This is a genomic window from Enterococcus sp. AZ062, from assembly GCF_051715065.1.
Lineage (GTDB): Bacteria > Bacillota > Bacilli > Lactobacillales > Enterococcaceae > Enterococcus_B > Enterococcus_B mundtii.
This window is the reverse complement of sequence record NZ_JBIOTB010000001.1, coordinates 3,229,699-3,249,401: the sequence shown is the minus strand read 5'-3', so window position 1 is coordinate 3,249,401 and position 19,703 is coordinate 3,229,699. Positions and strand designations below refer to the sequence as shown.

Sequence of the window (19,703 nt, the reverse complement as noted above, 5' to 3'; positions counted from 1 at the left end):
TCTTGATTTATACCGATAATTTCTAAGTAAGGAAAATTAGTGTGACCATTTCTTGCTCTTGAAACATGAGCGAGAAAGCAAAGAAGGGAAAAGCTTGTTTGGTAGCATAAAAAAGGATATTGACCATTATTTTTTGGTCAATATCCTAGATTATTTAGTTTAAAGTTGTTTTACTTTGAAAGAGCAGGATTAGTTTTTGGTCGATTATTTAGTGTTGGATTTGCTTTTTCTTGGGCGTTAGCTTTGACCTTTTCCTGTGCGTTAGCTAACTTCTCAGTCAACGGCGGTTTCAGAATTCCTTTTACAGGTTCTCCTTTTAAAATTTTTATTTGATCAATCAATAATTTTTTTTGGTTCATTAATTCTTCTTTATTTTTCCCACCAAATAAATTCATGATTTTGCCAGTTAACGTCTTATTTCTTTTTTTGAAAGTAGCTAGGTTTTTTTCCGTTTGGTGTAACTTTTTGTTGGCTTTATCTAGCGTAAGTTTTTGACTCCTATCATCCTTAATAGGTTGTTTTTTGATTTCGATTGTTCTCTCTCTTTTATCATATGATTTTGAAGATATATCTTTATGGGATTCATTGAATTTATCATTAGCAGATTTAACAGCCGACTGAATTTCTTCTTTTGATCGAGGCCTTTTTGATGTGATTGGGACATCGACCTCTTCCATCCTATTTTTCCTATCTCCAGGAATGGTTTCATAGATAGGTTCATTAACGATTTTCTCATTGCTCTTCGTGACGTTTTTGTCTTGGCTGAAATGGTTATCTATGTATTTCTCCAATCTGTCGGCATGTGGGGGTGAAATTTTTTCGATTTTTTCATACAAAACATGAACTCTTTTTCTATGGGTTCTGATAGCTTCTGTTAGTTCTTGATATTTTTCTGAAGATTTCGAAATGTCCCCAAGTGCCTCTCGTTTTCCTTTTAACTCTTCGATCTTATTTTCAGAGTTGATAATTTGATTCGACAGTTGAGTGATTGCTGTTTTCTCCCCCTGTGTGATAGGTTGTTTATCTTGCTCATTCTTAGCCATATCTATCTCCTTTTCTTATTGGTTATATATAAACAAACATAACATTTTCTCATTGATATACAGTGCCGATAATTTCTATTAAGAAAAATTTTTGATATAAAACGTGTAATTGTAAAACGTTGTAAAATGAATGATAAAACATGTATATTGATCGAATGATAGAACTTCCTCTTTGGGATTTCGTGTATCTTTTTGTAATGAAACAAAGTAAATAAAATAACTAACTATAAATATATGGATTGCTTGAGCCACTTTAGCTAGAAAATCTTTATCTGTTTGGGCGATGATCATGATCTGCTAAAACCAGGGGATTGTGTTCGATCTCCACGCTGTTTTTGATTTTTCATTTGTTGTTCTTGTTTATTATGAGCGTCAGTTACTTGTTCTTTAAATGTTGGTTTTAGGATACCTTTTTGCGGTTTTTTTTGCGGTTGTTCGAGAGTGTTTATCAAATCAGTTTTCTTATCTTTTAAACTTTGGATTTTTTTTCTTTGAAAGGCATTCGCAATCAGACCGAAAATATTTTTTTTACGATTTTGGTACTTTTGTAATTTTTTCTCGATTTTCTGCAAATTATGTTTAGTTGCTTGCATCAACTTCTTCTTCTCAGCTATTTTTTCGCTTTCGGACAGGGTTTTTCCCGTGTCTATTCTTAGCTTTTTGTTCATTTTAGGTTCAGGAGATGAGTTGCGGTAAGATTGATTGAACTTTTCATTGGCCTTCGCTACTTTGATTGCAGAAATTTCTTTAGGTGTTAGTGGACAAGCGACTTTGCCATAAGGGGAATCAGCAAATTTTTTTTCTAACTTCGTTGCAATTTTTGAATCAATAGTCCCCAGTTGATGGTAAAGATTATCTGCTTGTTTTCGATGAAGTTGGATACCTTCAGTGTATATAGCGAATTCTTCTTTTACGTTAGGATTGCTAACGAGACCATCTCTTTCTTTTGCAAGCGCCTGTATTATTTTTTCTGTATTCATGATCTTTTCTGTCAGGCTGTCTATTTTTTCTGTTCGTTTTTCCTGTTGCTGTGCGAGTGATTGCCGGGGCGTAGAAAGCTTTTGTACAACGGACTGACGAGGTTCAGATTTTACTTGAGAAACGGATTGTCGTCTCGGCGACTGATCAACGGATTCTCGACGATTGCTTTTTACTTGTTGGCGTTCTTGTTCTTTTAGGACAAGTTTCATTGCGCGATGACTGTAGATGTTATTTCGATTATTGTTTAGTTCTTTATTTACGTTATTGAGTTTTGTTGTTGCCTTGTTATATTGATCCGGATTGGCTGTTCTGCTCGAATATTTTTTTACTTCACTTTTAATTTCCTTGATTTGTTCATTCAACTCGCTGTCTTTTTCGTTTAAACGTTCAATTTTCTGGTCGATTTGTTTAGCAGACAACTGGATATTTTCAGCTGTGATCGATGTTGTCTGTTGTGAGAATCTTTTCACAACATCTAATTGTTTACTGATCCTATGAAAGGCGTTGTCAGAAAGATTCGGCGCTTTTAAATTTATAGTTAACGATTGCTCTTTTATCAATATGTGTAATCTCAAGCGAGATAAACTTTCTTGACCGATTGCTTGTGGGTTTAAAACACCATCTCTAATGGCTGTATTTAAAAATCTTGTCACCTCTATATTTTTTTTAAGTTTCTCCATTGTTTCTCCTCAGTTATCTTTATTAATATATAAAAAAAATATCATTTTTCAACTGTTGGTATGTACCGATTATTTCTATAATATGTAAATTTTTAGTATTGATCTTTTGCTAAAAGATGTTATTTTGGATGGATTGCAGAGCAGAGGTGACTTTCGTTCATGTTATGGATTAAATTACTCAAATGGATCGATTCGTTTATTTAAAACAATCTTTTTTTGTTTTTGGAAAAAAATTGTCCCCAACAAGAAAAATTCCATGCTATATTCTGGATTAAAGAACGCTATGAATAAAGGAGAGCAGCTGTGAGAAAAGAATATACATCAGAATTAACGCAATTAACGGTGATTGAAATCGTAACAAAATTAAGTGAGAAGAAAAGAAATTTTTCATTTCGTGATATTGAAGAAGAGTATCAGCAACCTTTGTCTGCGGCAGATAAATTTTTGATCCGCTGTTTGATTGTAAAAAAATTCAACTTGAAGATCGAATATTTTTCTTCTTCTAAAGCAAATCAATTACAATTTTGCAAAATTTGAGAATAGTTAATTGAGGTTGGGATTAGCCAGTAAGAGATCGTTGAATTTAATGTGGAAATAAAAAATGTTGTAATTCAATACAAAACAATTCATTCATTTTCTTGTGCGTTATGATACAAACAGAACGACAGCAAAACAAAAAAGGGGGCGTTAAATGGAAGAGGGTTCTGTATAGGAAGAAGCTGAGAAAGCGATCGTTGGTCTTCAATAGATACGCTTATGAATGAATTAGAAGTAGTAAATAGAGGAAACAACACACACATAGAACACCACTTGATTGCCGAAAACTATTTCGGGGAAAAATAGTTACTCGGTCTCAATTGCTTGACGACGTGCATCACAGTTTGCGACAGAGCATCTAGATAAAAGCGTAGGCAAATGTTATCAGGTGTCCATTAGTATTGACAGGCAGTAGTTTGATTGTTCTACTGCTACTGACAATAGCACATAGTACTATCCTATTTAAAATAGGGAATCGAACATAGAACAAACATATAGAACTAAAACATAGAACTAAAACATAGAACTAAAACATAGAACTAAAACATAGAACTAAAACATAGAACTAAAACATAGAACTAAAACATAGAACAAACATATAGAACTAAAACATATAGTTAAAACATAGAACAAACATAGAAATTAGATGTAGACTCAGAAGTAAAATAAAACACATCATGTAGGACCTCAAACATAGAACCAAGCACATAGTAGAAAAAATATAGTACATCGTAAAGAAGCTTGCATGTTTTCTCGCGACATCAAGCTTATGAAAATAAAGCGAGCATGACAAATCCACCATTGATAAAAAAGAGGCTAGGAAACGAACTAGCCTCTTTTTGCTGATGGTAGCCCATCGATTTCTGTTAAGCTGACTTCACCAGAGAGTAGTTGGAAGCGCTGGTTTGGCGTATCTACGATCAGTTCTCCTTTTGGACCGATTGCTTGGGCAATTCCTTGATAAGATTTTCCTTGTCGGGTAAAGCTGACAGACTTACCTAGGACAAATGACCGTTCTGTGTAAAGATCAAAATAGGTGTGCGAAGGGTCGGCTAAATACCTAAAGAAATGTTTCCAAATCGCGCAGATCAATTGATTTCTAGTCATCGATGCTTCACCATCAGGAAACAAGGAGGTCGCTTTTTGCTGGATCTCATCAGGAAATTGCGTTTGAGGGATCGAAAAATTCAAGCCCACACCAATAATCACCGAACGGATTTCACCAGCTTCCATATCACTCACTGCTTCGGATAAAATGCCACAAATCTTCTTCCCTTCAAGGTAGATATCGTTGACCCATTTAATGGTTGCCTGTTTTCCTGTCAATTCTTGGATTGCTTTGACACAAGCACTGGCAGCGATCAACGTATATTGTGGCAATTCCTCAAAATGTTTTTGTGGATGTAATAATAGGCTCATATAGATTCCTTGGCCAGGCTGAGCAAAGAAGGAACGCCCAAAACGACCATGGGCTTGTTCTTGCGTGTCAGCAACGAACAAACTAGGTTTCGTCGTGTCGATGCCAGAAGCAAATTTCGCATCTTTCATAGTGGATTCAGATTGAGCTAGCACGTTCACTTGCACGTCAAAAGGGCGTAATTCTTGCGCGATTTCTGTAGCATCTAACACATCGGATGGGAGATAACGGTATCCTTTTGCTTGGTGCTCAAAGCGAAACCCTTCTTTTTCTAATTCTTTGATGGCTTTCCAAATACTTGTCCGAGAAACATTCAGCTGTTGCGCGATTTTCTCTCCGGATAAAAATGTGGGCGTGCTTTTTAAAAGGTGTAGTACCTTGGCTTTTGTCGTCATGGATCAAACTCCTTTCTACTATATATATTAGCAGATTTATGATCGAATGAGGACAGTGTGCCATCCTTTTTGTTTTAGTATCTGTAAAGACAAAGAGGTTTTGTAGAAAAGAGTCACTCAATTAGGATTGGACGAAATTGGAACAAAAAAGAAAGATTAAGAAACAATTACGAAAATTTACAGGAAACGCCAGGAAGTGTTGACTTTTACGTTTAAACAGTGTATTATATGAAGTTGCAAAAACTATCTGATGAAGCGAAGGCAGAAACGAAATATTGTCCGTTTCGGCTTTAATATAAGGAAACAAAAGTAGAAGCTCACGTAGGCAAGTACTCAAGAGAACGTTCTATTTTTGGTTTTTTTTTGCCTAAAAGCCGCAAAAAATGTCTGTTGTTACCTAAATATAATATTTTTAATATTATTGTAACAATTGATCGGGTAGTCTTTTTGAATGACATTTTAGAGGGGTGAAGAGCTTGGCTGGACACGTAGTAAAATACGGAAAACATCGCGAACGTAGAAGTTTCGCACGAATCAGTGAAGTGTTGGAATTACCAAATTTGATCGAAATTCAAACAGACTCGTACCAATGGTTCTTGGATGAAGGACTAAGAGAAATGTTTGAAGATATTTTGCCAATCGATGACTTCAATGGCAATCTTTCTTTGGAATTTGTAGATTATGAATTGAAAGAACCAAAGTACACAGTAGCAGAAGCACGCGCACATGACGCAAATTACTCTGCACCATTACATGTGACTTTACGTTTAACAAACCGTGAGACAGGTGAAATCAAAGCGCAAGAAGTATTCTTCGGTGATTTCCCATTGATGACAGAGCAAGGTACATTCATCATCAACGGTGCGGAACGTGTTATCGTTTCCCAATTAGTCCGTTCACCAGGTGTTTACTTCCATGGGAAAGTAGACAAAAACGGTAAAGAAGGATTCGGTTCAACTGTGATCCCTAACCGTGGCGCATGGTTAGAAATGGAAACTGATGCAAAAGACATCTCTTATGTACGTATCGACCGCACACGTAAGATTCCATTGACTGTGTTAGTTCGTGCATTAGGTTTCGGTTCAGATGACACGATTTTTGAAATCTTTGGGGATAGTGAAACATTACGTAACACGATCGAAAAAGATTTACACAAAAATGCAAGTGATTCTAGAACAGAAGAAGGATTAAAAGATATCTACGAGCGTCTTCGCCCAGGCGAACCAAAAACAGCAGATAGTTCACGTAACTTGCTGAATGCCCGCTTCTTTGATCCAAAACGTTACGACTTAGCAAATGTTGGTCGTTACAAAGTAAACAAAAAACTAGACTTGAAAACACGTCTATTGAACTTAACGTTAGCTGAAACGTTGGTTGATCCTGAAACAGGCGAGATCATTGTTGAAAAAGGAACAGCTTTGACCCATCAAGTGATGGAAACATTAGCACCATTCATCGACAATGGTTTGAACTCTGTGACTTACTACCCAACAGAAGATGGCGTAGTCACTGATCCAATGACTGTCCAAGTGATCAAAGTCTTTTCACCAAAAGACCCAGAACGTGAAGTCAACGTGATCGGTAACGGCTATCCAGACACAACAGTGAAAACTGTTCGTCCAGCGGATATCGTTGCTTCAATGAGCTATTTCTTGAACTTGATGGAAGGCATCGGCAACGTGGACGATATCGACCACTTAGGAAATCGTCGTATCCGTTCTGTCGGAGAACTTTTACAAAATCAATTCCGTATCGGATTAGCACGTATGGAACGTGTCGTACGTGAAAGAATGTCGATCCAAGATACAGAAACATTGACACCACAACAATTGATCAATATCCGTCCAGTTGTTGCAAGTATCAAAGAATTCTTTGGTTCTTCACAATTATCTCAGTTCATGGACCAAACCAATCCATTGGGCGAATTGACACACAAACGTCGTCTTTCTGCCTTAGGACCTGGTGGTTTGACTCGTGACCGTGCCGGCTATGAAGTACGTGACGTTCACTACTCCCACTATGGCCGTATGTGTCCGATCGAAACGCCTGAGGGACCAAATATCGGGTTGATCAATAGTTTATCTAGTTACGCGAAAGTAAACAAATTTGGTTTTATCGAAACGCCTTATCGTCGTGTTGATCGTGAAACAGGACGTGTGACAGAGCAAATCGATTATTTAACAGCAGACATCGAGGACCATTATATCGTTGCCCAAGCAAACAGTAAGTTGAATGATGACGGTACATTTGCTGAAGAAATCGTCATGGCTCGTGCCCAAAGTGAAAACTTAGAAGTATCGATCGATAAAGTCGATTATATGGACGTTTCACCGAAACAAGTAGTTGCGGTAGCGACAGCATGTATTCCTTTCTTGGAAAACGATGACTCCAACCGTGCCTTGATGGGTGCCAACATGCAGCGTCAAGCAGTGCCATTGATCAATCCACAAGCACCTTGGGTTGGTACTGGTATGGAATATAAATCAGCTCATGACTCAGGAGCTGCGTTACTATGTAAACACGATGGTGTAGTTGAATTTGTTGATGCTTCTGAGATCCGCGTACGTCGCGACAATGGCGCATTAGACAAATACTCAGTGACAAAATTCCGTCGTTCAAACTCTGGAACAAGTTACAACCAACGCCCAATCGTTCATTTAGGTGAGAAAGTCGAAAAAGGGGATACCTTGGCAGACGGCCCATCAATGGAACAAGGTGAAATGGCTCTAGGACAAAACGTCTTAGTCGGTTTCATGACTTGGGAAGGATACAACTACGAAGATGCGATCATCATGAGTCGTCGTCTTGTCAAAGACGATGTGTACACATCGATCCATATTGAAGAATATGAATCAGAAGCTCGTGATACAAAATTAGGACCTGAAGAAATCACTCGCGAAATCCCGAACGTCGGTGAAGACGCATTGAAAGACTTAGACGAAATGGGGATCATTCGTATTGGGGCAGAAGTCCAAGACGGTGACTTATTAGTCGGTAAAGTAACACCAAAAGGGGTAACTGAACTTTCAGCAGAAGAACGATTATTGCATGCGATCTTCGGTGAAAAAGCACGTGAAGTACGTGATACTTCTCTACGTGTACCGCATGGTGGAGGCGGGATCGTTCACGATGTGAAGATCTTTACTCGTGAAGCTGGCGATGAATTATCACCAGGTGTCAACATGTTAGTTCGTGTGTATATCGTTCAAAAACGTAAAATCCATGAAGGGGATAAAATGGCCGGACGTCACGGTAATAAAGGGGTTGTTTCCCGTATTATGCCGGAAGAAGATATGCCATTCTTACCTGATGGAACACCGATCGACATCATGTTGAACCCACTAGGGGTACCATCACGTATGAACATCGGACAAGTATTGGAATTGCATTTAGGGATGGCTGCCCGTCAATTAGGCATCCACGTTGCAACACCAGTATTTGATGGTGCAAGTGATGAAGACGTATGGGAAACAGTTCGTGAAGCTGGTATGGCTAGCGATGCGAAAACTGTTCTTTATGACGGACGTACAGGTGAACCATTTGACGGACGTGTGTCTGTCGGTGTGATGTACATGATCAAACTTGCTCACATGGTTGACGACAAGTTACATGCACGTTCAATTGGACCTTACTCACTAGTTACGCAACAACCATTAGGTGGTAAAGCGCAATTTGGTGGACAACGTTTTGGGGAAATGGAAGTTTGGGCACTGGAAGCATACGGTGCGGCTTATACCTTACAAGAAATCTTGACATACAAATCAGATGACGTAGTCGGACGTGTGAAAACATACGAAGCAATCGTCAAAGGTGAACCAATTCCAAAACCAGGTGTACCTGAATCCTTCCGCGTATTAGTTAAAGAATTACAATCACTAGGATTAGACATGCGTGTCCTAGACATCCAAGACAGCGAGATCGAACTTCGCGACATGGATGACGAAGACGATGATTTGATCACAGTGGATGCTTTGACAAAATTCGCTGAACAACAAACAGCAAAAGAACTAGAAAAACAAGCTGCTGAACAAGTCGAAGATGAAAGACAAGATATCATCCAAAACTTTGAAACCGCAGAAGATAATTTAGACTAATCCGGTCTGAGATACTGTGAGGCGGTCGAAGATCAGCCGCCTTACGGTTTTGCCATTAAACGAAATGGAGGGAACCCCTTTTGATCGATGTAAATAAATTCGAAAGTATGCAAATAGGTTTGGCTTCTCCCGAAAAAATCAGAAGCTGGTCTTACGGTGAAGTAAAAAAACCTGAGACGATTAACTATCGTACCTTAAAACCTGAGCGCGAAGGGTTGTTCTGTGAGCGGATTTTTGGTCCTACAAAAGACTGGGAATGTGCCTGCGGAAAATATAAACGTATCCGTTATAAAGGAATCGTTTGTGATCGCTGCGGTGTGGAAGTGACTCGTTCAAAAGTTCGTCGTGAACGTATGGGTCATATCGAATTAGCAGCACCTGTTTCACATATCTGGTATTTCAAAGGTATTCCTTCTCGTATGGGTCTTGTATTAGACATGAGCCCACGCGCATTAGAAGAAATCATTTACTTTGCCTCATATGTTGTCATTGAACCAGGAAACACAAGCTTAGAGAAAAAACAATTGTTGACTGAACGCGAATACCGCGAAAAACGTGAACAATATGGTCAAGAATTCCAAGCAGCAATGGGCGCGGAAGCAATCAAACAATTACTTGATAACGTTGATTTGGATGGCGAAGCGGCTGAATTGAAAGAAGAGTTGAAATCTGCACAAGGACAAAAACGTACACGCGCGATCCGTCGTTTGGACATTTTAGAAGCATTCCGTGCTTCTGGCAATGAACCAAGCTGGATGGTCATGGACGTTATCCCTGTCATCCCACCAGATCTACGACCAATGGTCCAATTAGAAGGTGGACGTTTTGCAACAAGTGACTTGAACGATCTATATCGTCGTGTGATCAACCGTAACAATCGTTTGAAACGTTTGTTAGACTTGAATGCACCAGGAATCATCGTTCAAAATGAAAAACGGATGTTACAAGAAGCGGTAGATGCGTTGATCGATAACGGTCGTCGTGGCCGTCCTGTTACAGGACCAGGTAACCGCCCATTGAAATCTCTTTCTCATATGTTGAAAGGGAAACAAGGTCGTTTCCGTCAAAACTTACTTGGTAAACGTGTCGACTACTCTGGTCGTTCAGTTATCGTCGTAGGTCCTTTCTTGAAAATGTACCAATGTGGATTACCAAAAGAAATGGCGATCGAATTGTTCAAACCATTCGTGATGCGCGAATTAGTTCAACGTGAACTTGCTTCAAACATCAAAAATGCGAAACGCAAAATCGAACGTCAAGAAGATGAAGTTTGGGATGTCTTAGAAGACGTCATCAAAGAACATCCAGTTCTATTGAACCGGGCACCTACGCTTCACAGATTAGGTATCCAAGCATTTGAACCAGTTCTTGTCCAAGGTCGTGCGATCCGTTTGCATCCATTGGTATGTGAAGCATACAATGCCGATTTCGATGGAGACCAAATGGCCGTTCACGTACCGTTGAACGAAGAAGCACAAGCAGAAGCACGTATGCTGATGTTAGCTGCTCAAAACATCTTGAATCCAAAAGATGGTAAACCAGTTGTTACACCTTCTCAGGATATGGTTTTAGGAAACTACTACCTAACAATGGAAGAAGAAGGTCGTGAAGGCGAAGGAATGGTCTTTAGAGACCAAAACGAAGCAGTCATCGCATGGCGTAATGGCTACGTTCATTTACATTCACGTATTGGTGTGAACCCAACGACATTAGGGGACAAACCATTTACAGAATGGCAGAAAGAACGCACGATGATCACGACTGTTGGTAAGATCATCTTCAATGAGATCATGCCACCAGAATTCCCTTACTTGAATGAACCAACTGACTTCAACTTGACTGTCCAAACACCGGACAAATACTTTGTTGAAGCTGGAACAGATATTCCTGCTCACATCAAAGAACAAGAACTAGTTTTACCATTCAAGAAGAAAAACTTAGGAAACATCATCGCCGAAGTCTTCAAACGTTTCAAAGTAACTGAAACATCTAAGATGCTTGACCGTATGAAAGACTTAGGATACAAACATTCAACACATGCAGGTATCACTGTAGGGATTGCCGACATCAGTGTCTTGAATGAAAAACAAGTGATCATTGACGAAGCACATAAACAAGTAGAGTCGATCACGAAGCAATTCCGTCGTGGTTTGATCACTGACGACGAGCGTTATGAACGAGTAATCGCTGTTTGGAACTCTGCGAAAGACAGCATCCAACAAAAACTGATGGAAGGTTTGGAAGCGAAAAACCCAATCTTCATGATGTCAGATTCTGGTGCCCGTGGTAACATCTCCAACTTTACTCAGCTTGCTGGTATGCGTGGATTGATGGCCGCACCGAATGGACGTATCATGGAATTGCCGATCATTTCGAACTTCCGCGAAGGACTTTCTGTCTTGGAAATGTTTATCTCAACTCACGGGGCTCGTAAAGGAATGACCGATACAGCCTTGAAGACAGCCGATTCTGGTTACTTGACACGTCGTTTAGTTGACGTTGCCCAAGATGTCATCATTCGTGAAGAAGATTGTGGCACTGACCGCGGTCTTGAGATCCAAGCAATCCGTGAAGGAAATGAAATCATCGAATCTCTTGAAGATCGTTTGATTGGACGTTACACTCGTAAAGAAGTTCGTCATCCTGAAACCAACGAAATGATCATCGCCGGAAATCAATTGATCTCTGAAGATGTCGCAAAACAAATCGTTGATGCAGGTGTTGAAACTGTAACGATCCGTTCTGTCTTCACATGTAACACAAAACATGGTGTCTGCAAACATTGTTACGGACGTAACTTGGCAACTGGTTCTGACGTTGAAGTCGGAGAAGCAGTTGGTACGATCGCCGCTCAATCAATCGGTGAACCAGGTACTCAGTTAACAATGCGTACGTTCCATACGGGTGGGGTTGCCGGAGATGATATCACTCAAGGTCTTCCTCGTGTCCAAGAAATCTTTGAAGCACGTAATCCGAAAGGGCAAGCAGTGATCACTGAAGTAACAGGGGATGTCATCGATATCTCTGAAGATCCTGCTACACGTACCAAAGAAGTAACAATCAAAGGGAAAACAGATACACGTACGTATACAGTGCCTTACACTGCACGTATGAAAGTCGCTGAAGGCGATATGATCCATCGTGGTGCACCATTGACAGAAGGATCAATCGATCCAAAACAATTGTTGCAAGTACGTGACGTTCTATCTGTTGAAAACTATCTATTACGTGAAGTACAACGCGTTTACCGTATGCAAGGGGTAGAAATCGGCGACAAACATATCGAAGTAATGGTTCGCCAAATGCTTCGTAAAGTGCGCGTCATGGACCCAGGCGATACAGAAATCTTGCCAGGTACACTGTTAGATATCGCAGACTTCAAAGACCAAAACTACAATACGTTAGTTGCTGGTGGCGTTCCTGCGACATCTCGTCCAGTCTTGCTAGGTATCACAAAAGCATCATTAGAAACAAACAGCTTCTTATCAGCTGCATCCTTCCAAGAAACAACTCGTGTCTTGACTGATGCTGCGATTCGAGGCAAAAAAGATCCACTTCTTGGTTTGAAAGAAAATGTTATCATCGGTAAGATCATTCCAGCTGGTACTGGTATGCCACGTTACCGCAACATGGAACCAAAAGAAGTTGGCGTTGCAAGTGAAAACGTGTATAGCATTTCTGACATCGAAGCACAAATGGCTGCTGAAGATGCGATGAACGAGCAAACACGATAAACCATGAGTTCACATAAAGAAGGTCAAGTTCCTGTTTGAGGGACTTGACCTTTTTTTTGTGGATAAACTAGAATCAAGAAAGTAAAAGGTAACTGTGGATAAAAGAAATGGCAATAGATATCCACAGGGGATAATTATTATGTGTACCAAAATTTATCCACAAGTTTTCAAATAATAAAAGAAAAACAATAAAAATAGGCTAAAAATACCGGTAGGGGGTAAAACAAGCATATTACTATTTATTTCAATGAAAACGAGTATGATAAAACCAAAGGAGCTGATAAGAAATGGCAGTGAAAAAAGCTGTATTTGCAGGTGGCTGTTTTTGGTGTATGGTCAAACCGTTTGAAACACAACCAGGTATCCTCTCCGTTACTTCCGGTTATACTGGAGGACATGTACCAAATCCAACCTACGAACAAGTGACGACTGGAACAACTGGTCATACTGAAGCGGTAGAAATCGAATATGATCCTGAAATCATCACCTATGCACAATTGGTCGAGATTTATTGGCAACAGACCGATCCGACAGATGCTTTAGGGCAGTTTGCTGATCGTGGGGACTCTTATCGTCCGGTCATTTATTATAGTGATGAAGCAGAACGTGAAGCCGCAGAAAACTCAAAACAACAGTTACAAGCAAGTGGCCGTTTCGATCAACCGATCGTCACAAAGATCGAACCTCGTACGACCTTTTATCCCGCAGAGGAGTATCATCAAGATTACTACAAGAAAAACAAGATCCATTATCAGTTGTATCGTGAAGGCTCTGGTCGGGCGGGATTCCTTAGAAAAAACTGGAAAGACTAGCAGTATATGTTACTAGAAAATATGAATTTTAAGTAGTAAGAAAAGAGGAAGGTCGGACATTTTGTTCTAGATGCTTCTTCTTTTTTGTGCTATCGGAAATAGAGGACCAACCATAAGGCAATACTCAGAAAAGGAACGAAGGGGAGATGCTTTCTTTTCTTATGGAGTAAAGCAGTGATACAAAAATAACTTAAACCAAGACAACTGGCGATAAACAAAAGCATGAGTAGCTGTGAAGAAGGGAGTCCGCCGCTCCAACTAAGTAAGAGTAGCGTATCACCTGCGCCTAAATAAGCTTGCCCATAACGCAGCAAACCGTAACTGATCAAGCCGAACGCTAAGCTGGTTTCTAAGTGAAACTGCTCAGTCAGCACCCAGTAGGCCCATAAGAAAGTCCATGAGAAATAGAGGATGCGAGTGTCGATCGCAAGGTAAAAAATATCCATCAACGAAAATAAAAAAGCAGTGAATAGCCAAATCAAATGAACTGTATCTGGCGAATAGCATCCTGCATACATAAATAGCGTACCGCTGATCAACTCGGCCAGTGGATACATGGGTGAAAGTTTGGTCTGACAAGAGCGGCAACGAAATCGTTGCATGAGGATCGAAAGTAATGGAATCAACTCATACCAACGCAATGTTTGGTGACAGTTGACACAATGTGAACGAGGGGAAATAATAGAAAGGTCTTGAGGAACGCGTTGTGCGACCAAGCACAAAAAAGAACCAAAGCAACAACCAATGATAAAATAAAGAAACATCAGACCAACCTCCTTTTGATTAAGATACGCAAAAAAGGAGAAGAGAGGTGGAAAAAATAATGATTGCAGTCGGGGTCGATATCGGTACTACGCAAACGAAAGCAGTTGCATTCAATGAACAAGCAGAAGAAGTAGCTACAGCCTACTTTCATTACCCGCTGATCCAAGAAATCCAAGGGATGGCTGAACAAGATCAGGAATTGATCGTCCATGCAGTGTATACGGTCATCAATGAAGTGATCCAACAATTGCCAGCACAGACAATCCAATTCATTTCATTTTCAACAGCCATGCACAGCTTGATTTTATTAGATAAAAATAAAAAACCTTTAACTCGTATGTTTACTTGGGCAGACACTCGTGCCGTCAATGAAGCAGAAAAATTAAAAGCAACTGAAAAAGGTCGAGTGATCTATGAACGGACGGGTACGCCGATCCATCCAATGACACCATTGATCAAAATCAATTGGTTGAAAAACGAGTTTCCTGATTTATTTGAGCAAGCGGTTTATTTTGTAGGGATCAAAGACTATCTTTTTTATGAGCTGTTTGCTGAATTAGTCAGTGATTATAGTACTGCTTCTGGCACAGGGTACTTCGATATCCACCGTTTCCAATGGTCAGAGCCTATTCTTGAAGAGTTAGGGATACAAGAAGAGCAATTACCGAGAGTAGCACCTGCGACTACCCAGTTCACGAAATTAACAGAACAAGCTCGTACGAGATTTCATTTTGATCAAGAAATTCCATTTATTTTAGGTGGAGCCGATGGGCCATTATCCAATTTAGGCTTAGGTGCATTTGGTGAGACGACGGCAGCGCTGACTGTCGGTACCAGTGGCGCATTACGATTTATTTCGAATCGCCCAAAGCTCCATCCAACAATGGAAACCTTTTGTTACGTTTTGGATCAAACACACTGGGTCATCGGAGGAGCAACAAGTAATGGCGCAGGGATCTTTGATTGGGCGGTCCATACATTGATGCAAGATGTCGTTCAACGAGCTAAGGAACAAGGAGAAGATCCGTATCAAGCAGTCCTTTCAGAAATCGCTTTTGTCCCGCCTGGCGCCAATGGGCTGATTTTTCAACCGTATTTATTGGGTGAACGAGCACCTTTGTGGGATGCGGAGGCATTTGGAAGTTTTATTGGTCTGCAACGATGGCATACAGAAAAAGACATGATGCGAGCGGTCCTGGAAGGGGTTTGTTTTAATCTCAAACGAATTTTGCGAGGTATCTGTCCACCCGATCAAGTGATTGAGTTACGTGCAACTGGTGGCTTTGCTCAATCAGTGTTATTTCGGCAGATCATGGCAGATGTATTGGGACAACCTATCCGTTTTCCAAAAGTTAAAGAAGCCTCAGCGTTAGGGGCAGTCATATTAGGTTGGCAGAGTCAAGGCAGAATCGAAACATTAGGTGAAGCTTCCGCATATATTGAATTAGCACAACAAGTGGCTGTTCAGAAAAAAGCCAGCCGCATATACAACAAAATATATCCTTTGTTTGTTTCGACACAACAAGAATTAAGCCGCTATTCTCAGTTATTTGCGGAACTACGAGAGGATCTATCAATAGAGATGATAGATGAAGAAGGCGAATCGTAAATGATGACATTAGTTATATTTTCTATTTGGTTGGCGGATTTTTTGCTATTTAAAAAAAGCATTACTCTGGGGATGAAAATCGTTCTCATCTAAAGGATTTTAGTGTACTTTTCCCTCAAAGTTTACTATGATTTTAATATAGGCAAATGCGAGGAGGCAGAATTACATGAAATTTCAACAAACAAAAGAAGTATTGAATCAATTAGTAGCAGATTTAAGCCAAATGTCGGTGATCGTCCACCAAACTCATTGGTATATGAGAGGTCCTGGATTCTTGACATTGCATCCAATGATGGACAGCTTCATGGACGACTTGAATGAACAATTAGATGAAATCTCAGAACGTTTGATCACATTAGATGGTTCACCTTATTCAACGTTACGTGAATTTGCAGACAACACAAAAATCCCTGATGAAGTTGGTCGTTGGGATCGCACGATGGAAGAACGTTTAGAAACATTAGTCGCAGGTTACCGCTATTTAGCAGATCTTTTCCAAAAAGGAATTGAAGCTGCTGGTGAAGAAGGCGACGATCCAACACAAGATATCTTCATTGATTTTAAAGCAGCAACAGAAAAACGCATCTGGATGATACAAGCACATCTAGGTAAAGCACCAGGAATTGACGCATAAACAAGCGAATCACAACTATAAGAGACACCCTGTTGACACACATCCTTTGAGACGTGTTTCGACAGGGTGTTATTTTTTCTATTAATTACAGCAGAAATTTATTTTCTGAGAATGGGAAAAAGAAATGGTTCTCGTTGTTGATGGTTGTAATGTTGTTGTCGTCGGTTTTCCAACCGACACTCTTAGCCTTTGCGAGTGATCGATCCTTCAAAGAAGCAACCTCACGTCCGGCTGTTGAGATTGATTTAAGTGGCACATCGCCAGCAAAAGATGAAAAAACATGGAACGAATGGGTAAAACTCCGAGGATTTACGGATACCCTTACAAGAGTCTTTCTGTCATTTTTTTGTAATTGACTGAGCATTGAGTACACCCTTTTGAATATTCAGGAGTGGATTTGTCGTAGCCCGCGTTCTTTGGAATCAAGGGCTTCAGATTGGAATTTTTCAGTGGAATAATGATCACGCCAGTAATATAGATTATGTAACTGATATTGATGAATAATAGCTAAAGTAGGGTTATTCAATCGCTCTCTTAAATCAAGATAATCAATATTCAACATCCATTTACTGTAAAAATCTCCATATATACCAAAGCTTATGTTATAGGGAGAACAACCAAATAGAGGAATATCTTCATAGCAAATCTCATATTCTTCCTCCGATAGACCACGTCTATCGTCGTCTAGGTCGTCTTCCTCTGGATCATAAGGACACTCAGCAAGAAAATATCCATCACTTGGACCAAAATCAATAAATGAATCATCATGGGTCACAGTTAGTCGAGAATCTAATTGATTTAACTGAGTTTCTAGAAATTCCGTATTCTTTTCTACAGCGGCCAAAGGTCGATGCTTAGGGTCAGTGAAGGTGATTAGTCGACTACTTTTTCTACCTTCACCGATCATCTGTGAAGTTCTTTGATAATGAGATGCGATTGTTTGTTGGAATTGTTCTTCTGGAAATAAATCCTTCCAGTAAGATAAGTTTTTTGCTTGATAAGTGTGAATAACAGTTAATATCATATCGTCAATTGCTTGTAGCGTTTTTCGATCCGAATGATTTACTTTTCCGTAATGTTCATCAATTTGTTCGCCATAAGGTGTAAAACAATAGAGCGTATAAAATTGATATTTCAATCGATACTCCGAATACACAAAATGTTCCATCGGATGATTTGGCACACGAGGATCCCAGTAAATCGACGAAAGTTGTGGAAAGACCTCTGGACCATAATCAATAAAGTTATCATTATGTATCAAAGTCAAATCTGGATCGATTGCATGAAATTTTTGTGTAAGTTCTTCTGTCATTTTTTTGATCGCTGCTTGTGGTCGACGGTTGGGATCGACAAAGGGGAAGAAATGCATAATAGTTTTTCCTTTCTGTATGAAAAAGTTTTTTAAAATAAAGTATGACATGTTTATTCTTGAAAGACTGAACTTTTTTTACATATTTTTGAAAAATGTAAACTAAAAAAGAACATCTTGAGACAACGTGTGGAAACATTGTCTCAAGATGTTCTTTTAGTTCTTGTCTATTTTCAACTGATGTAGTGCTTGTTCAATTTGTCTTTCTACTTGGTCAAAACCTGTACCACCTAATGAATTGCGACGTTTTACGGCAGTTTCCGGAAGTAAGGTGTCGTAAATATCGGCTTTGATCAGCGGGCTGATTGCTTGGAATTCTGTTAGTGGGATGTCTTGTAATGAACAACCTTGTTGCGTACAATGTAAGACGAGTTTACCGACAATCTCATGGGCCTGACGGAAGGGGATGCCTTTTGCAGCCAAGTAATCGGCTAACTCAGTCGCATTGGAGAAATCTTTTTGAGTGGCTGCATACATTCGGGCTTTGTTCACTTCCATGGTTTTGACCATGCCTTCCATGATCGAGAGACTAGCTAAAATCGTTTCACTCGTATCGAACATGCCTTCTTTATCTTCTTGGAAATCTTTGTTATAGGCTAAGGGCAAGCCCTTCATCAACGTGAGTAAACCAAATAAATTACCATATACTCGACCTGTTTTTCCACGAATCAATTCTGCCATATCTGGGTTTTTCTTTTGGGGCATGATCGAACTGCCTGTTGAAAAAGTATCCGAAAGTTCAATATATTGGCATTCATAACTACACCAAAAAATGATTTCTTCGCAAAAACGTGACAAGTGCATCATCAACAAAGAAGCATTACTTAAAAACTCTAGAATAAAATCACGATCACTGACGGCATCAAGACTGTTTGCATAGACAGCAGAAAAGCCTAATTCAGTCGCGGTGAATGAACGATCGATAGGGAATGTCGTACCTGCTAATGCCGCACTGCCTAACGGGGAAATATCGATTCGTTTCAGGCTTTCTGTGAAGCGTTCATGGTCACGAGTAAACATCTGATAGTACGCTAAGAGATGATGGCCAAAGGAAATCGGTTGGGCGTGTTGCAGATGAGTATATCCTGGCATGATCGTAGCCGTATGCTCCGCTGCTTTTTCCACGAACGTTTGGCGCAACGAATGAAGTTTGTCGATCAGTTCAAGTACCGTTTCTTTTAGATACAAGTGCATGTCTGTTGCGACTTGGTCATTACGGCTACGAGCAGTATGTAGTTTCCCGGCAACAGGTCCGATTTCCTCATGCAGGCATTTTTCAATATTCAAGTGGATGTCTTCATTTTCCACCGAAAAATGCAAAGTGCCATTCGTTAAGCGTGTTTGCAGTTTTTCCAAACCAGTGATGATCTGTTGCGCTTCTTCCTCGGACAAAATCCCAGTATGGACCAACATTTTCACATGGGCGAGACTACCTAAAATATCTTGTTCAGCTAATTTTTGATCAAAGGAGATCGAGGCGCCGAATGCATCGATCCATTGTTCACTTTTTCCTTGAAACCGTCCACCCCAAAGTTTATCCATGTGATTCCTCCTATGTTTTGAATGAAAGAAAAGAAGGTAAAAGGTCCTGTTTGAGTTCGCACTCAGCTTTTACCTTACTTTTCTTTTGATT

13 protein-coding genes are annotated in these 19,703 nt (G+C 39.8%); 7 read left to right on the top strand and 6 right to left on the bottom strand.

Translation table 11 applies throughout. From position 1 onward, the window contains the following. Window positions 1-170: 170 nt before the first annotated feature. Window positions 171-1,043 carry a hypothetical protein gene (locus IGJ00_RS15000; RefSeq protein ID WP_438844567.1) on the bottom strand — a complete coding sequence of 291 codons (873 nt, stop codon included), beginning with the start codon at window positions 1,041-1,043 and terminating at the stop codon, window positions 171-173. A gap of 287 nt (window positions 1,044-1,330) precedes the next feature. Then, window positions 1,331-2,704 carry a hypothetical protein gene (locus IGJ00_RS14995; protein ID WP_438844566.1) on the bottom strand — a complete coding sequence of 458 codons (1,374 nt, stop codon included), beginning with the start codon at window positions 2,702-2,704 and terminating at the stop codon, window positions 1,331-1,333. A 303-nt stretch (window positions 2,705-3,007) separates the two neighbouring features. Between IGJ00_RS14995 and IGJ00_RS14990 the strand changes: the two genes are divergently transcribed. Continuing rightward, window positions 3,008-3,241 (top strand): hypothetical protein, encoded by a 234-nt coding sequence (locus IGJ00_RS14990; RefSeq protein ID WP_071867572.1) that lies wholly within the window; start codon window positions 3,008-3,010, stop codon window positions 3,239-3,241. An 828-nt stretch (window positions 3,242-4,069) separates the two neighbouring features. Here the strand turns inward: IGJ00_RS14990 and IGJ00_RS14985 are convergent. Continuing rightward, complete coding sequence (locus IGJ00_RS14985) at window positions 4,070-5,053, bottom strand: biotin--[acetyl-CoA-carboxylase] ligase (RefSeq protein WP_074800989.1); 984 nt, start codon at window positions 5,051-5,053, stop codon at window positions 4,070-4,072. Window positions 5,054-5,529: 476 nt separating this feature from the next. Between IGJ00_RS14985 and rpoB the strand changes: the two genes are divergently transcribed. The 3 genes from rpoB (at window position 5,530) to msrA (ending at window position 13,693) form a co-directional block, all read left to right on the top strand. Next, the gene (gene rpoB, locus IGJ00_RS14980; protein WP_010733925.1) at window positions 5,530-9,147 is read left to right on the top strand and encodes a DNA-directed RNA polymerase subunit beta; all 3,618 of its coding nucleotides are present in this window, start codon (window positions 5,530-5,532) and stop codon (window positions 9,145-9,147) included. A gap of 80 nt (window positions 9,148-9,227) precedes the next feature. Beyond that, window positions 9,228-12,881, top strand: coding sequence for a DNA-directed RNA polymerase subunit beta' (gene rpoC, locus IGJ00_RS14975; RefSeq protein ID WP_019722521.1), 3,654 nt, complete (start codon window positions 9,228-9,230; stop codon window positions 12,879-12,881). A gap of 287 nt (window positions 12,882-13,168) precedes the next feature. Further along, window positions 13,169-13,693: a peptide-methionine (S)-S-oxide reductase MsrA gene (msrA, locus tag IGJ00_RS14970; protein WP_010733927.1), complete on the top strand. Its 525-nt coding sequence runs from the start codon at window positions 13,169-13,171 to the stop codon at window positions 13,691-13,693. A gap of 89 nt (window positions 13,694-13,782) precedes the next feature. Here the strand turns inward: msrA and IGJ00_RS14965 are convergent, their stop codons facing one another. Beyond that, window positions 13,783-14,457, bottom strand: a complete 675-nt coding sequence (locus tag IGJ00_RS14965; protein WP_438844565.1) for a prepilin peptidase — start codon at window positions 14,455-14,457, stop codon at window positions 13,783-13,785. 56 nt (window positions 14,458-14,513) lie between these two features. On the opposite strand from IGJ00_RS14965, the gene IGJ00_RS14960 reads away from it, so the two are divergent. The 3 genes from IGJ00_RS14960 (at window position 14,514) to IGJ00_RS14950 (ending at window position 17,057) form a co-directional block, all read left to right on the top strand. Beyond that, the gene (locus IGJ00_RS14960; RefSeq protein WP_071867595.1) at window positions 14,514-16,067 is read left to right on the top strand and encodes a gluconokinase; all 1,554 of its coding nucleotides are present in this window, start codon (window positions 14,514-14,516) and stop codon (window positions 16,065-16,067) included. Window positions 16,068-16,233: 166 nt separating this feature from the next. Continuing rightward, window positions 16,234-16,701: a Dps family protein gene (locus tag IGJ00_RS14955; RefSeq protein ID WP_062805959.1), complete on the top strand. Its 468-nt coding sequence runs from the start codon at window positions 16,234-16,236 to the stop codon at window positions 16,699-16,701. A 140-nt stretch (window positions 16,702-16,841) separates the two neighbouring features. Beyond that, entirely contained in the window at window positions 16,842-17,057 is a 216-nt protein-coding gene (locus IGJ00_RS14950; protein ID WP_233433741.1) for a hypothetical protein, read from the top strand. Window positions 17,058-17,086: 29 nt separating this feature from the next. Here IGJ00_RS14950 and IGJ00_RS14945 read toward each other — a convergent pair whose 3' ends face one another. Continuing rightward, entirely contained in the window at window positions 17,087-18,070 is a 984-nt protein-coding gene (locus IGJ00_RS14945) for a hypothetical protein (RefSeq protein WP_071867569.1), read from the bottom strand. Between the two features lie 156 nt (window positions 18,071-18,226). Next, window positions 18,227-19,612 carry an argininosuccinate lyase gene (gene argH, locus IGJ00_RS14940; RefSeq protein WP_142433089.1) on the bottom strand — a complete coding sequence of 462 codons (1,386 nt, stop codon included), beginning with the start codon at window positions 19,610-19,612 and terminating at the stop codon, window positions 18,227-18,229. Window positions 19,613-19,703 lie beyond the last annotated feature (91 nt).

What these genes read in the sequence shown, in the direction of transcription:
- IGJ00_RS15000 (WP_438844567.1), bottom strand. Translation starts at nt 1,043, where the DNA reads ATGGCTAAGAATGAGCAAGATAAACAACCTATCACACAGGGGGAGAAA.
- IGJ00_RS14995 (WP_438844566.1), bottom strand. Translation starts at nt 2,704, where the DNA reads ATGGAGAAACTTAAAAAAAATATAGAGGTGACAAGATTTTTAAATACA.
- IGJ00_RS14985 (WP_074800989.1), bottom strand. Translation starts at nt 5,053, where the DNA reads ATGACGACAAAAGCCAAGGTACTACACCTTTTAAAAAGCACGCCCACA.
- msrA (WP_010733927.1), top strand. Translation starts at nt 13,169, where the DNA reads ATGGCAGTGAAAAAAGCTGTATTTGCAGGTGGCTGTTTTTGGTGTATG.
- IGJ00_RS14965 (WP_438844565.1), bottom strand. Translation starts at nt 14,457, where the DNA reads ATGTTTCTTTATTTTATCATTGGTTGTTGCTTTGGTTCTTTTTTGTGC.
- IGJ00_RS14955 (WP_062805959.1), top strand. Translation starts at nt 16,234, where the DNA reads ATGAAATTTCAACAAACAAAAGAAGTATTGAATCAATTAGTAGCAGAT.
- IGJ00_RS14950 (WP_233433741.1), top strand. Translation starts at nt 16,842, where the DNA reads ATGGTTGTAATGTTGTTGTCGTCGGTTTTCCAACCGACACTCTTAGCC.
- IGJ00_RS14945 (WP_071867569.1), bottom strand. Translation starts at nt 18,070, where the DNA reads ATGCATTTCTTCCCCTTTGTCGATCCCAACCGTCGACCACAAGCAGCG.
- argH (WP_142433089.1), bottom strand. Translation starts at nt 19,612, where the DNA reads ATGGATAAACTTTGGGGTGGACGGTTTCAAGGAAAAAGTGAACAATGG.